Here is a 13,847-nt window from a genome sequence, read left to right on the forward strand (position 1 = left end):
CATATATCGTCCCTCCTTCTTGCATAGAAATGATATAAGAAGGAGGTTTTTTTATGAGCATATTTCGTTCGAAAAATTCGCGGTTTCGAAGGGGACCTATTTCCTTTCGGTACATACTGCTTATGTCGTTTATTCTTTTTGTGATATTACTAATGCAAGGATTATGGATTGTGAATAACAGCATTCAGCCAACGTTAATGAAATATGGGGAAGTAGAGACGCATAAAATGGCGACAGCAGTCATGACGAAGGCGGTAAAGGATAGAATTAATGAAGGATTCGACGTCGATTCATTAATGAAAGTACAAACGGATCGGAACGGAAGAGTATCTACAATTAATTTAAATACAAAGCAAGTAAATGAAATCGTAACATCAACGACCACATACATAGAAAAATATTTACAGCAAGTAGAACAAGGGAATTTGAAGGAGCTAGGTATTTCTGAAAAAAACGGGGCGACTATGGCAGTTCCTTTTGGTCGTGTAACGGATAATGTGCTTCTCGGACATCTGGGGCCAGATATTCCGATTGATTTCACGACAATCGGTCATGTAAACACGGATATTAAACAAAAAATTGAGCCGCATGGGATTAATAATACAGCGATTCAAATTGTTATGGAGATGGAAGTAACGTTGCAAGTGATTATTCCATTTCATACGAAAGAAATAAAAGTGAAACAAGATGTTCCGATTGCAACGCGCATTGTTCAAGGAGAAGTGCCTACTTATTATGGAAGCGGTGGCGTTGTTGTACCGGATAAAAAGAAAACGGATAGTTAGCGAATATAAAGTGAAACTTTAATCAGTGGGGGGCTTTTACGGGCAGTTGATCCCCAACCTACCGAACGCCTTTGCTTTCGCTGAATTTTGAGGTAGGGATCTTACTGCCGGGCAAATAGCGGGATAAAAAATAACCGTAGCAATCTGCTACGGTTATCGTTTTGTATTTGCTCGTTCTTTGCGTTCCCACAAGCTTAAATGCATGTATGGATCGAAGGCCCATTCTGTATAGCCATTGTCTTTATACATGCCAAAATGTAAGTGGGGCGGAAATTTTCCGGCTGTACCAGGAGGTCCATAACCGGTGCTACCAACAAATCCGATTACTTTTCCTGGCTCAACAATTTGTCCAAGCTGTATTTCTTTTGAGAACCCGCCTAAATGTGCGTAATAATGGTAATTATTATGCAGATCGCGAATGCCGATACGCCATCCACCAAGACGGTTCCATCCTTTTGTCTCAATAATGCCATAGCAAGTCGATCTTACTGGTACACCATATCCTGCAAAAATATCGGTTCCTTCATGAACTCTTCTTCCTCCAAAACTTCTTCCAGCGCCGAAAGTACTACGGTAGCTATGGTCACTGCGAATTGGGAGAGGAAAAGCATTTCCTTCTAAATTAATACGTCCATAATGTTTATAAATTCGGGCGTATTCACTAATTAAATCAACTGTTTTTGCACGTCTATAATATTCCCAGAGCATAATTTTAATACGGTCTTCTGACGTTCCTTGTTTCCTTAAAATAGTCGCTGCGGTATGCAGAAGATCACGGTCGCTACTTGCATTTGCAAATCCATCTTTGTCACCATCTAAACCTATTCCGCCAAATAGAGAAATTGTATGGGGGAGAGTATCGTTACTATTAATAGGTCCAGCCCATATTTCTGGTTTGAAATAAAGGGAAATGATGGCATCTGGTTTTTTCGGAATATCTTTTCTTACGCTCCGTATATTTCTTTCATATTGATCCATTGCAGCTAAGTAATACCACGGAATGCCTGAAGACTGCTCGGTTTCTTTATATAGTGCCATGCGCTTTTCGTATATGCTTTGCTGATTATCTTCACCGTAAGCGATGTTTTGGTGGAGAAGAAAGCAAATTGAAAGCAAAAGAGAAATTTTTCGAAGCATGAAATAGACTCCTTTCACAACATCACTCTTTTTAGTGTGGGATATACGGAGTATTTCATTATAGGGAACGATTGGAAAAAATCTTAGAATCTTCATTTGAGCAAATCGCTTTCATACGTTAGAATAGATATGTTACATTGAAAGAAGCGAACACGGTAAACTATTTCATATTGTGCGGAGTTGATAACCATGACAAAACAAACAGAATATAAGCGCAAGCCCGAATGGTTGAAAATTAAGTTAAACACGAATGAAAACTATACAGGCTTAAAGAAAATGATGCGTTCTAAAAATCTTCATACCGTTTGTGAAGAGGCAAAATGTCCGAATATTCATGAATGCTGGGCTGTAAGAAAAACAGCAACATTTATGATTTTAGGTGCGGTTTGTACACGTGCTTGTCGTTTTTGTGCGGTTAAAACAGGCTTACCAACTGAGCTTGATTTACAAGAACCAGAACGCGTAGCAGATTCAGTAGTACAAATGGGCTTAAAGCACGTCGTTATAACAGCGGTTGCACGTGATGATTTAAAGGACGGGGGAGCAGCTGTTTTTGCTGAAACAGTACGAGCAGTACGTCGTAAAAACCCATTCACGTCTATCGAAGTATTACCATCTGATATGGGTGGAGTAGAAGAAAACTTAAAAATGTTAATGGATGCAAAACCAGATATTTTAAACCATAACATTGAAACAGTACGTCGATTATCTGACCGAGTTCGCGCTAGAGCAAAATATGATCGTTCATTAGAGTTTTTACGTCGAGCGAAAGAAATGCAGCCTGATATTCCAACTAAATCGAGCATTATGGTGGGCTTAGGTGAAACGAGAGAAGATTTAATTGAAGCAATGGATGACTTACGTGCAAACAATGTGGATATTTTAACTCTTGGGCAATACCTACAACCATCTAAGAAGCATTTACCAGTTCTTAAATATTACCCACCAGCAGAATTTGCAGAGCTTAAAGAAATTGCACTTAGCAAAGGATTTAGCCACTGTGAAGCTGGCCCACTTGTACGTTCTTCTTATCATGCGGACGAGCAAGTACGTTCTGCAAAAGAAAAAACAGCAGAAGCCAAATAATGAAAAAAGAGAGCTAACCATTAGCTCTCTTTTTGTTTGTACTCTAAAACAGTATTTGGGCATGTGAATACAATTTTTTTTAATTCCTCTGTGGATAATTCAATTGTAAATTCGGGTACACCAGGTGTAATCAAAATTTTATCGTACGTATAAATGGAACTATCCACAATAATCGTTACATCTTGTGAATAACCGAAAGGAGCTACACAGCCAGGGGTGCAACCAGTTTTTTCTCGTAACTCATGTGGAGAGCAAAGTGATAAGCTTTCTCCTGTTATTTCTTTCATTTCTCCTCGGTCGAGCCGAGTACCCTCTAACGTAAAAAATACGAAATAATCTCCGGATTTTGATTTTAAAAATAAGCTTTTACTTGGAGTACCTTGCAAACCGAGTCTTTCACGCACGATACGATCTGTCTCATAATCAAGCACTGGCTCGTGTTCAAACTTTTCATAAGAAATATTTGTTTTATGTAGTAAAGAAAGTACATCTTCATACATATGGAATGATACCCCTCTCTATTGTTAATACAGTCTCTTCTCGTGGCGTCAACTGAGTGTTTTGGAAAGGGATACTACTTGGACGATGCTTCCCATAATCGCTTTATGATACTTTGTTCACCAATTGTAATTTCGTAAACATCAGGATTCGTTAAAGTTCTCCATTCATTAAAGCCGATCGTATGATCAAAGTGCTTTAAAATGAGTGTAAGTAAGTTTCCATGTGTAACGAGTAGTGTTGTAGTATGGTTTAATTTTAAAACGTCTTGGATAAGCGATATAGCACGGTCCGTCGCTTGTTTTGTTGACTCTCCGCCTGAAAAGGCAATATCTATGTTTGTAAAAGTAGATTCTAGTTTTGGCATCCAATCATCCATCGGAACGTTGCTTAATATACGTTCAGCTAATCGTTCATCCTCTTCGATAGATAGGTTAGCTTGGAGCGCATAGGGCCGAATAGAATCGATAGCTCGGACAAATGGGCTCGAAATAATATGATCTATTTGTATCTGATTTTCTAAAAGGAATGTAGCAAGGATATTAGCTTGATTTTTTCCGGCAGTCGTTAATTCGGCATCAAGTTTTTGTCCAGTTGCGGAACAATGTCGTATTACAATAATTTTATTCATAATTCATCCCCATCTTTCAAGTTGACGCTATATACTTCGACAAATGTGGAAAAAATTCCTTTTTCTTGGAAACGGACTAGCGATTTAAGTATGTGGAAAAGTAATGTGGATAAAAAAATTGAGGTGTCACTATGAAAAAATGATGTGCATTGTATTCATTATTTGTTTTCTTATGCAATTATCCACAACATATGCAGAATCCAATCAAAAGTTAGATTATCCAAGTAATCGAAATAAGCCATTTGTGAGTGAGGATGTGTTTTATAAACAGTTAGATAAGAAAATTTATAAAGAATACAAAAATGTAGCATATAGTGTTCGTAAAAAAATCTCATTTAAAGAAGTGCCTGATGAAGAATTTTCTTTCCTACAAAAAACAGCTGTCGGTTGTCGAAGTAGAGTGGTGCTTCAAGATTTTTTTGTTCACCCTGATCGCCAAGTGTACTTCTTTGCTTCTTTTACTCAAAATGAAGTAGAAGAGTTTCATAAGTATATCGTTATAGATGCAGAAACAAAGAGGGAGCTGCAAGAGGGCAAAAGTTATCATCATTGTGATAATCCTTATAAAGTGAAACTTTAATCAGTGGGGGATTTGTCCACTGATTATTAGTTGAACCAATCGGGTAGTTGATCTCCCGCCTAACTTCTCTGCATTTGCCGAACTTTGAGGTGAGAGTCCTACTGCCCGTTAGTGCGGAGTAAAAAATAACCCACCAACTGGTGGGTTATTTTTTACTCCGGCACACTCATTAATTTCACTTTCATTTTGCGAATCACAACGAGAGCACAAATTGTTAGTAGAAGAGTAATCCCTTCTGCAACAAAGATGTTGATCGTTTTTGTTTGGTAAAGTGCTGCGAAAAAGTCTACAAATGCGTGGAATAATATAGCATATACAAGGAAGATGTACTTCTTTTGTTTTACTGCGTATAAAACAAGCATTGTAAAGGCAATTTGCAATACGAGTGCCATAATTCTTTCTACGCTACCAAGGAAGTAAAAATAGGCAGGCTGCTCGATTAACATGTCCTTTACAAGATTTAATTGAGGTAGTTTTTCTGCCATTTGAGCGAAGCTACCATCGTTAATAGCATTTGCGAATATAAGAGTTTGCAATGCAGAGAATCCGCCAACTAAAATAGATTCTATCCCGCCGTGACCAATTCCGTAAGCAAAGCCATCTTTATATTCTAGATATTTTTTTAGTAGGAAGAAGAAGGCAACGAAGCGTCCTAATTCTTCAAAAATACCAGCAGTTAGCCCGCCATAAAGTGCGAAGACAAATGGATTTTCTAAAAATGGAGCGATTGCTGGATTACCGCGCATAAATAGATGAAATGGTGTTTCGAGAATTTGGGTAAATCCGATAAAGATAAGAACACCAACTCCGACCACTTTCCAATTAATATTATATTTTTTACGGAAATAAACGAGTACAATAATTGGGACCAGAACCGAAACAACGAGTTGCATAATGATGCTGGCAATTACAGTATTTGAAACCATACTTTCACCGCTTTCTAATATATGTACATATCTATTATGCATGAAATATGGGAGAGATGAAACTTTTAGAGATAAATTGAAACTTTAATCAATGGGAGTGTTGTCTATTCCCCGAATTTTGAGGTGAGGGTATTACTGCTCGCAAATAGAGGGATAAAATGAATTTACTTATTGACTCTAACGTTGCGTCATACTTTATCGTATGTATTAAGGGGGAGATACAAATGACAATGAGAGTAAAAGAAGTAGCTGATTTAGTTGGAATTAGTGTGCGCACACTGCATCATTACGATGAAATTGGGTTGTTAACCCCAGACGAGACGACAGAATCTGGATATCGTCTGTATTCTGACGAAAATTTAGAGACACTGCAGCAAATTTTATTTTTTAAAGAGCTAGGCTTCCCTTTGAAGAAAATTAAAGAAATTATCATGAGTCCGTCATTTGATCGCGAAGAAGCATTACAGCTTCATAAGAAAATGCTTCTTGAAAAACGTGCGAGGTTAGATAAGGTGATTGCGACGATTGATAAAACAATTCAGCATACAAAAGGAGAGATTGAAATGACGAACAAAGAGAAATTTGAAGGATTTGATTTTAGCCATAACCCATATGAAGAAGAAGCGCGTGAAAGATGGGGAGATACAGCTGTAGATAAAGCGAACGAATATGCAAAAGGTATGTCAAAAGAGAATCAGGAAGAGTTTAATACTATTTACAGAAATTTAGCGGCGCTTAGACATGGTGCACCTGATTCTAAAGAGGCACAAGAAGCTATTAAAGTATGGTATGATTACTTGCAAAACTTTGGTGAATATTCATTAGAAGCCTTCAAGGGACTCGGTCAAATGTACGTCGCTGATGAGCGCTTCACGAAAAATATTGATAAGTTTGGCGAAGGGTTAGCACAGTTTATGTGTGATGCGATGGAGGTTTATGCGGATCGTAATAAAAAATAAAAAGTAAAACAGGTGGAGGTTTTCTCCACCTGTTTTACTTTTTAATCATATCATTTAAAGTCTGATCCTCTGTATTGTTCAAATGAGGATTTTTACTCATTTCCCGTTTTAACATATCGAGGCTTTGCGTATATTCTGTATCATTTAATGCACCAGATTGCAGTCCTTGAATTTGAGAAATCAACTTTTGGTCTGTCGATACATATGCTTTATAATAGCGAGGAACGATGGACAAAGCAGCTTTATATACTTGATCCGCTACGAGTTTCGGATCCGTTGTGTTTGCACGGTATACAACAAATACTTCATCATCGGTAACGAGCGTAGCAGCGTTTGTAACGTCAGGAAGTTTGACTGTCATGCTTGTAATCATTTCAGCAACTTTCTCACGGTTAATGGCCCCTACTTGTTTGTTAGATACTTCATGCTTTTGTTTAGATGAATAACCGACTCTCGTTAATCGTGTATTTGTATTTTCCGTATGATACATGTCGTTTTTGTTGGAAACAAGAACACGGCTTCCTTCCTCACGTTCCATTTCGGCTTTATTCGTTGATTGGCAGCCTGCAAATAGGGAAAGAGTGAGAAGGGAAAGTAAAATTTGTTTTTTCACGATGTATCACCTCCTTCTCCATAGCATGTACTAATTTGCAATTTTTTGTATTTGAAATTGTTGGTTGTTATGCTTTGTGATACGATAAAAAGAAGAATGCTTAGAGAGGAAGTTAATGATGGAGCAAAAGCAAGAAATTCATGCTACGGTGAGCATTAATAATGTTCAGTACGAAGTAATTAAAAACTTTCGTGACGGTTTTAGTGAAGAAGCATTTAAAGAGCGCTATGCAGAAATTTTAAATAAATATGATTATATCGTTGGAGACTGGGGATATGAGCAACTTAGATTGCGCGGATTCTTTGATGATAGTAACCAACGTGCGACATATGATACGAAAATTAGTACTTTATCAGAGTATTTATACGAGTACTGTAACTTCGGTTGTGCACACTTCGTATTACGAAAAGTGAAGAAATAAAAAAATCCTCTTACGATTGTAAGAGGATTTTTTCATAGCAATTATACCAGTTGTGAGGAGGCTGTTTACTTTCAAAATAAACAGCACCTCGGCAAATATAATCGTTTTTTTCATATAGACTTAATGAAACCGGATTGCGAGTAAAGCAATCTAGGCGTATGCCATTGTAACCTTTCCGTCTTGCTTCACTTTCCCAAAAAGATAAAAGTACTTTACTATATCCTTTTCCTTGCGAGAGAGGATGGATAACGAAAGAGTGGACGATAAGAAAGCGTCCGTCTGTTTCTGACCAATCAATTCGTTTATATTCGGGAGACTGCCACTCGTTTAACACGACAGCACCAACGAGTGAATCATCCTCAAACAAGCAATAGAGTTCATCTTGTTCTAAGTGATAGGAAATATGTTCTCGAGCTGGATAAGAATCATCCCATTGGTAAATTTGATTTTGTAAGAGCGCTTTTTTACATTCTGTATACATTCTATCTAATCCTTCTAATAAATCCATCGTACCTTTTCTCACGTTTAGCATGAGGCACCTCCTTATAAACAAATTGAAATATAATCGCCTTCAGAGAGTTGTTTATTTGGTTTCATTTGTTGTCCGTTCAATTGAATATCCCCACTTTTAATTTTATCCACAATGGTAGTACGGCTCCAATCTGAAATATATGTGGATAACACTTTATCAATTCGGTGGGAGCCAAAAACGATGTCTAATACAATCGTGATTTCAACTATGCCACTTTCTTTATGTTGTGTCATAGAAATGGTAGTAGTCGTTTCTGTTTGGTCTTGCTGAATCATATCGATTGTTTCCACATGATCAGTAAATGATTTATAAATGCGCAGTTTTTGATTCCACGTATGATCGTTCGGGCATTTATAAATGGCAAAGCGGTATATGTTTTTTCCATTGGCGTTATGCCTGCGAATATTCGTATCAGTAAATAGGGTATTACGTCCGCAATTTTTACAATATTTTTCGATTGTGTTTTGCTGATTTTCATATAAACTCCAAGAAAGTTGTACTTTCTGCATTTTCCTTCACCTCTTATAGTAGTGGTAAAGGAACGTAATACAGCTATTTGGATGTCTTGTAGTATGAAGACATGAGAAGTAGACAAAAATAAAAGGAGGTTCCCCAAAGAGGAACCTCCGTAAACATCATACTACAGATGCGTTACGTTCCTTTGTAATGGGAATGGGCAGACTACTCCCTTGAAAAAGCACGGTGCTTTTTTGAGAGTAATGCTATCCAATTGCTGGTCCATTACAAAGTAAATGTTGGCATACGTAGATAACGTCCTTTCTATCCAAATAGATTTGTACATAAGTATACCACGAGAGATTGAAAATTCAAAATAATTACAGTGAAAAAACACCAGCTAAAATAGCTGGTGTTTGAGATAAGTTATATAAGTTCAAATAAAAATGAGCGTAATTCTTCTGCAATTTCTTCAGTCATAGAAAATGCGTGCTCTAAGTAGCCTGGTTCGTTTAAATCGTCAGGACCGATGATTGCAAATTTATTGCTCTGCATATCAAGGACAATTGTTTTACCGTAATGACGATCGGAGTATAAAAGCGCTAAATCATGACGCTCATTTTCTCCCATAAAGCTAACGAAACGAGTTTTTGTAGCGACAGTATCGTCGTACAGAAAGAAACGTTCTTCCATACACATGGCTCCTTTATTAAATATCTAAGTTTAAGTGTGGTTTATGATCTAAATGGTGATGCGTTTTAATGAAACGTACTGTTCTTGTTTTGTAACGCATAACGATAGAATATGTTTCAGCTAAATCTCCGCCTAGGAATTTCACGCCGTCTAATAACTCACCAGCAGAAACACCTGTTGCTGAGAAGATTGCATCATCACCAGATACTAAGTCATCTAACATAAGAAGTTGACGAGGATCTTCTAATCCCATTTCACGACAACGAGCTTCTTCTTCTTCGTTCATTGGAACTAAGCGAGCTTGCATTTCACCTTCAAGGCATTTTAATGCTGCTGCAGAAATAACGCCTTCTGGAGCTCCGCCAACACCTACGAATAAGTCGATACCTGTTCCAGGTAGTGCTGTTGCGATTGATGCACCAACATCGCCATCACCAAATAATTTCACGCGAGCCCCTTTTGCACGAACACGGTCAATAATATCTTGATGACGTTCACGTTCTTGAATGATAACTGTTAGATCACGAATCTTTTTATTGTTAGCTTCTGCTACAATTTCAATTGTTTTTTCAATTGGATCATCTAAGCTAATTTTACCAGCTGCTTTTGGACCAACCGCGATTTTTTCCATGTACATATCAGGAGCGTGAAGAAGGTTTCCTTTATCTGCGATTGCGATAACTGCCATTGCATTTGCAAGACCTTTTGCAACGATGTTTGTACCTTCTAATGGATCAACGGCTATATCTACTTCTGGACCGTTACCTGTTCCTAGTTCTTCACCAATATATAACATCGGTGCTTCATCAAGTTCTCCTTCACCAATTACAACTGTACCTGCCATGTTTACTGAATCGAACATATCACGCATAGCTGTAGTTGCTGCATCATCTGCTTCATTTTTCTTTCCGCGGCCCATCCACTGTGCGGATGCTAATGCTGCTGCTTCTGTTACACGGACAATTTCTAGTGCGAGTTCACGTTCCAAGATTTCATTCCTCCAATTTCAAAAATCATACAAATATAACTATAACAAATAACGGAGAAAAGGTGAATTCGAAAAATTGTCGATTTTTTCAGAAGAAAGCGTTACAATTAAAATGTAAATGCTTTAATTTCCAGGTAGGTGACATGAATGTACTTCGTAGACAGAAAAAAAATAGAACAAATGCTAGTATGTTTAGAACGAGCAACAAATACATTTCAAGAGAAGAAGATATATGAAACCGAGTTTGAATTTTATGCATTAGAGCGCATAGCCCATCTTATGATTGATACTGTATTAGATGTAGGGAATGCGATGATTGATGGATTTATTATGCGCGATCCAGGAAGCTATGAAGATATTATCGATATTTTAATGGATGAGCGAGTGATAAGTGCAGAAGAAGGACAAGGAATGAAAGAAGTTATCCTTCTTCGAAAAATGCTTACGCAAGATTATATTCAAATGAATCATGATGAATTATATAAGACGATTCAAAAACATATTGCAGTGGTAGAGAACTACCCAGCAAATATTCGCAGTTATTTAGAGAAGGAATTAGGGCCTGTATCTGCATTTGTACCAGAATAATTATGCTTATGAGATCCCCGGGAATACCTTTTGGGGATCTTATATTGTATGTGAGAAAGAAAAGGGAAAAGGGAGAAGGGTAAAGCATGGGGGAAGCACGCACTACGAAAGACGAGATTGTCCAATTGTTGAAAGTAAAGGGAGAGCATACGGTAGCAGAATTAGCTGACGTTTTAGAGATTACAGAAATGGCGATCCGAAGACATTTAAGTAATCTTGAGAAAGATGGGTTCATTTATTCTAAGATGGTCAGGCAACATGTCGGAAGACCAACTTATTTGTACGGGTTAAGTGAAAAGGGAGAAGATACATTCCCGAAAGAATATAAGCAATTTGCGATTGATATGCTAGAAGATTTAGCTCGAATGGGCGATGAAAAAATACTTCGTTACGTTTTGAAAGAAAGAACGAAGCGAATGGAAGAAAAATTGCAAAAGAGAATCAGTAATCAAAAGAACTTAGCATATAAAGTGCAAGAGGTAGCAGCAATGCAAGAGAAAAATGGTTATATGGTTCAAATAAAGAGAGATGGAGAGAACTCTTTCGTAATTGAAAAGCAAAACTGTCCGTTAAAGGAAATTGCAGAGAGATTCCCGCAAGTATGTGCAGATGAAAAAGAGATGTATAAGCGTTTATTTGCGAATGCAGATGTAAATACGCTAGCAAACATGTGCGAGGGTGATTGTAGTTGTTCTTACCAAGTAAAAGAGAAAAAATGAACGTTCTGGGGCGCTTTAAGGTAAAGCGTTTTTTTCTTTTGGAAAAGGGGGTAATATAAGAGTGGTATGATAGATGAGAACTCTAGCATAGAAGGAGAGACATAATAGATGTATAAAGGTTATCTAATTGACTTAGACGGTACGATGTATCGTGGTGAAGAACAAATTGAAGAAGCAAGCGACTTCGTGAAAGCATTAGGAGAGCGTGGCATTCCGTATTTATTCGTTACGAATAACTCAACTCGTAAACCAGAACAAGTTGCAGAAAAACTTGTTCGTTTCGATATTCCAGCGAAAGCAGAGCAAGTATTCACAACGAGTATGGCGACAGCGAATTTCATTTATGAACGTAAACAAGATGCAACTGTATACATGATTGGTGAAGAAGGCTTACATGATGCTCTTGTGGAAAAAGGATTTGAACTTGTGGATGAAAACCCTGATTTCGTTGTTGTTGGTTTAGATCGCGACATCACATATGAAAAATTAGCAAAAGCATGTCTTGCTGTACGTAATGGTGCAACGTTTATTTCTACAAATGGAGATATTGCTATTCCAACTGAGCGTGGATTATTACCAGGTAACGGTTCATTAACATCAGTTGTTACAGTATCAACAGGTGTGGAGCCAATCTTTATCGGAAAACCAGAATCAATCATTATGGAACAAGCGTTAAAAGTGCTTGGCATAGGAAAAGATGAGGCATTAATGGTTGGGGATAACTACGATACGGACATTTTAGCGGGAGTAAATGCTGGTATGCATACCCTTCTTGTCCACACTGGAGTCACAACTGTGGAGAAGTTAACAGAATACGAAGTTCAACCGACGCAAGTTGTGCATAACTTGACGGAGTGGATTGAGAAGATGTAATGAAATGCAGGTAACCGGAAGAGGTTACCTGTTTTTTTATGCATAATTGCATATGTACTATAAGTATATAAAATGTAAAATTTAAATGTAATGATGTAAGGGGGAGAGAATAAGAATGTACTGGATGTCATGTATTATGTTTGTTTTTACATTATGTGTTTTGTTTTTTATTCTATGGAAGATATATAAAATAAATGAAATGAAAAAAAGCGCGGGAAAGCTTATTGCAGCATATCCTCGGGTGAAACGACGTTGGATTGCCTTACTTGGACCAGCGTACTTTATCGGACAATGTATGTATATATATGCTCAATACGTAAGTGGTGATATTGGCACACTTGAACAGTTTCTCATTCAGTCAGGTAGTTATGCTGTAGCAAGTTGTTTTATGACTTTAATAGCGACCCATCTTATTAAAAGTGTAAAAATATATGAAAAAGGTGTAGTAGACGGATTAAACTTTTATTCATACGAAGAATTGAAAGGCTATAAAACATCAACATGGGAAAATCCAAAAGAAAATATATTTTTATATCGCGGGCGAGAAAAAATGAATGACAATGTGAATTTACTTATTAGACAGGAAGATATGAATGAATTAGAAAGCATTCTTCAAAGGTATATTCCGAAATTAATGATGAAATGAAAAACTCCGGTTGTTAAAGCCGGAGTTTTTTTTATTAAAATGCACGATTCACAACATCTTTAACCTCTTCAAGATATTGTTTACGCACACTGTCATCCACAGAAGGAACACTTGTATAGAATGTATGCTCAAGTGTTTCAATGCCTGTAAATTCAAAAATACCAACATCTGCTGTTTTTTTCATTGCATCAAACATACCGCCTGCTGTGTATACTTCTTCCGAATTTCCCATCGTAGATAATAACAATCCTTTTTTACTGCTTAATAACTTTTCAATACCATTTTCACCGTAAGCATAAGCGAAGCCGTGGCTAAATACACGGTCAACGTATCCTTTTAAAATAGCAGGAAGACCTGCCCACCAAACTGGGTAAATGAATGTAATACTATCAGCCCAAGTGATATGCTTTTGTTCTTCTTTAATATCTTCTGGTGTGTTTCCTTGGGAAAATGAGATGAAATCGGAAGCACCTAATACTGGATTGAAGTTTAATTCGTATAAATCACGAACGTGTACTTCATGGCCTTTTCCTTCTAATTCACCTTTTACAGTTTCTAAAATTGCATGGTTAAAGCTTTCTGTATTCGGGTGTGCATAAACGATTACATGTTTCATTGTTCTTCCTCCTACTTGTGGATATGTGAATAGTTTTTATATATTCGTGTAACTATTATGGTTACTTTCGTTGCGAGAATCAACTTTTCTGACGTGAGAA

Annotated in this window: 19 protein-coding genes; 9 read left to right on the forward strand and 10 right to left on the reverse strand. The window is 37.2% G+C overall.

Annotation, left to right across the window (positions count from 1 at the left end):
- Nucleotides 1–53: 53 nt before the first annotated feature.
- A complete protein-coding gene (gene yunB / locus A6J74_RS19505; RefSeq protein WP_002093086.1) occupies nucleotides 54–785 on the forward strand; it encodes a sporulation protein YunB in 732 nt (243 codons plus the stop codon).
- A gap of 153 nt (nucleotides 786–938) precedes the next feature.
- On the opposite strand, the gene A6J74_RS19510 is transcribed toward yunB, so the two are convergent.
- A complete protein-coding gene (locus tag A6J74_RS19510) occupies nucleotides 939–1,922 on the reverse strand; it encodes a M23 family metallopeptidase (RefSeq protein WP_000944667.1) in 984 nt (327 codons plus the stop codon).
- Between the two features lie 189 nt (nucleotides 1,923–2,111).
- Here A6J74_RS19510 and lipA point away from each other — a divergent pair, with 189 nt between their 5' ends.
- Nucleotides 2,112–3,008: a lipoyl synthase gene (gene lipA, locus A6J74_RS19515; RefSeq protein ID WP_000166369.1), complete on the forward strand. Its 897-nt coding sequence runs from the start codon at nucleotides 2,112–2,114 to the stop codon at nucleotides 3,006–3,008.
- Between the two features lie 20 nt (nucleotides 3,009–3,028).
- Here lipA and A6J74_RS19520 read toward each other — a convergent pair whose 3' ends face one another.
- Both A6J74_RS19520 and A6J74_RS19525 read right to left on the reverse strand, forming a co-directional pair.
- Entirely contained in the window at nucleotides 3,029–3,508 is a 480-nt protein-coding gene (locus tag A6J74_RS19520; protein WP_000272757.1) for a YbaK/EbsC family protein, read from the reverse strand.
- Nucleotides 3,509–3,582: 74 nt separating this feature from the next.
- Nucleotides 3,583–4,137 carry a histidine phosphatase family protein gene (locus A6J74_RS19525; protein ID WP_080609571.1) on the reverse strand — a complete coding sequence of 185 codons (555 nt, stop codon included), beginning with the start codon at nucleotides 4,135–4,137 and terminating at the stop codon, nucleotides 3,583–3,585.
- Between the two features lie 139 nt (nucleotides 4,138–4,276).
- Between A6J74_RS19525 and A6J74_RS19530 the strand changes: the two genes are divergently transcribed.
- Entirely contained in the window at nucleotides 4,277–4,717 is a 441-nt protein-coding gene (locus A6J74_RS19530) for a hypothetical protein (protein ID WP_002104427.1), read from the forward strand.
- A 152-nt stretch (nucleotides 4,718–4,869) separates the two neighbouring features.
- On the opposite strand, the gene A6J74_RS19535 is transcribed toward A6J74_RS19530, so the two are convergent.
- Complete coding sequence (locus tag A6J74_RS19535; protein WP_002039875.1) at nucleotides 4,870–5,685, reverse strand: YhfC family intramembrane metalloprotease; 816 nt, start codon at nucleotides 5,683–5,685, stop codon at nucleotides 4,870–4,872.
- A 182-nt stretch (nucleotides 5,686–5,867) separates the two neighbouring features.
- Here A6J74_RS19535 and A6J74_RS19540 point away from each other — a divergent pair, with 182 nt between their 5' ends.
- Nucleotides 5,868–6,602, forward strand: coding sequence for a MerR family transcriptional regulator (locus A6J74_RS19540; protein WP_000178763.1), 735 nt, complete (start codon nucleotides 5,868–5,870; stop codon nucleotides 6,600–6,602).
- 34 nt (nucleotides 6,603–6,636) lie between these two features.
- On the opposite strand, the gene A6J74_RS19545 is transcribed toward A6J74_RS19540, so the two are convergent.
- Nucleotides 6,637–7,215: a YhcN/YlaJ family sporulation lipoprotein gene (locus A6J74_RS19545; RefSeq protein ID WP_000744137.1), complete on the reverse strand. Its 579-nt coding sequence runs from the start codon at nucleotides 7,213–7,215 to the stop codon at nucleotides 6,637–6,639.
- A gap of 118 nt (nucleotides 7,216–7,333) precedes the next feature.
- Here A6J74_RS19545 and A6J74_RS19550 point away from each other — a divergent pair, with 118 nt between their 5' ends.
- On the forward strand, nucleotides 7,334–7,636 hold the full coding sequence (locus A6J74_RS19550) for a YutD family protein (protein WP_000435941.1): 303 nt from the start codon (nucleotides 7,334–7,336) through the stop codon (nucleotides 7,634–7,636).
- A gap of 10 nt (nucleotides 7,637–7,646) precedes the next feature.
- Here the strand turns inward: A6J74_RS19550 and A6J74_RS19555 are convergent, their stop codons facing one another.
- From A6J74_RS19555 to glpX, 4 genes are all read right to left on the reverse strand, one after another.
- Nucleotides 7,647–8,168, reverse strand: coding sequence for a GNAT family N-acetyltransferase (locus A6J74_RS19555; RefSeq protein WP_000935789.1), 522 nt, complete (start codon nucleotides 8,166–8,168; stop codon nucleotides 7,647–7,649).
- An 11-nt stretch (nucleotides 8,169–8,179) separates the two neighbouring features.
- Nucleotides 8,180–8,677, reverse strand: a complete 498-nt coding sequence (locus tag A6J74_RS19560) for a hypothetical protein (RefSeq protein WP_001174592.1) — start codon at nucleotides 8,675–8,677, stop codon at nucleotides 8,180–8,182.
- Between the two features lie 373 nt (nucleotides 8,678–9,050).
- Nucleotides 9,051–9,317 (reverse strand): DUF3055 domain-containing protein, encoded by a 267-nt coding sequence (locus A6J74_RS19570; protein WP_000392613.1) that lies wholly within the window; start codon nucleotides 9,315–9,317, stop codon nucleotides 9,051–9,053.
- Nucleotides 9,318–9,333: 16 nt separating this feature from the next.
- Nucleotides 9,334–10,305, reverse strand: a complete 972-nt coding sequence (gene glpX, locus A6J74_RS19575; protein ID WP_000439085.1) for a class II fructose-bisphosphatase — start codon at nucleotides 10,303–10,305, stop codon at nucleotides 9,334–9,336.
- A gap of 147 nt (nucleotides 10,306–10,452) precedes the next feature.
- Between glpX and A6J74_RS19580 the strand changes: the two genes are divergently transcribed.
- The 4 genes from A6J74_RS19580 (at nucleotide 10,453) to A6J74_RS19595 (ending at nucleotide 13,131) form a co-directional block, all read left to right on the forward strand.
- Complete coding sequence (locus A6J74_RS19580; protein WP_000273998.1) at nucleotides 10,453–10,893, forward strand: DUF86 domain-containing protein; 441 nt, start codon at nucleotides 10,453–10,455, stop codon at nucleotides 10,891–10,893.
- Nucleotides 10,894–10,979: 86 nt separating this feature from the next.
- Nucleotides 10,980–11,612 (forward strand): helix-turn-helix transcriptional regulator, encoded by a 633-nt coding sequence (locus A6J74_RS19585; protein WP_000503334.1) that lies wholly within the window; start codon nucleotides 10,980–10,982, stop codon nucleotides 11,610–11,612.
- A 108-nt stretch (nucleotides 11,613–11,720) separates the two neighbouring features.
- Entirely contained in the window at nucleotides 11,721–12,485 is a 765-nt protein-coding gene (locus A6J74_RS19590) for a TIGR01457 family HAD-type hydrolase (RefSeq protein WP_000276473.1), read from the forward strand.
- A gap of 115 nt (nucleotides 12,486–12,600) precedes the next feature.
- Nucleotides 12,601–13,131 (forward strand): hypothetical protein, encoded by a 531-nt coding sequence (locus A6J74_RS19595; protein WP_000289891.1) that lies wholly within the window; start codon nucleotides 12,601–12,603, stop codon nucleotides 13,129–13,131.
- Between the two features lie 34 nt (nucleotides 13,132–13,165).
- On the opposite strand, the gene A6J74_RS19600 is transcribed toward A6J74_RS19595, so the two are convergent.
- Nucleotides 13,166–13,747: an NAD(P)H-dependent oxidoreductase gene (locus A6J74_RS19600; protein WP_000683404.1), complete on the reverse strand. Its 582-nt coding sequence runs from the start codon at nucleotides 13,745–13,747 to the stop codon at nucleotides 13,166–13,168.
- Nucleotides 13,748–13,847: the final 100 nt, after the last annotated feature.

Source organism: Bacillus sp. FDAARGOS_235, assembly GCF_002073415.2.
Lineage (GTDB): Bacteria > Bacillota > Bacilli > Bacillales > Bacillaceae_G > Bacillus_A > Bacillus_A toyonensis.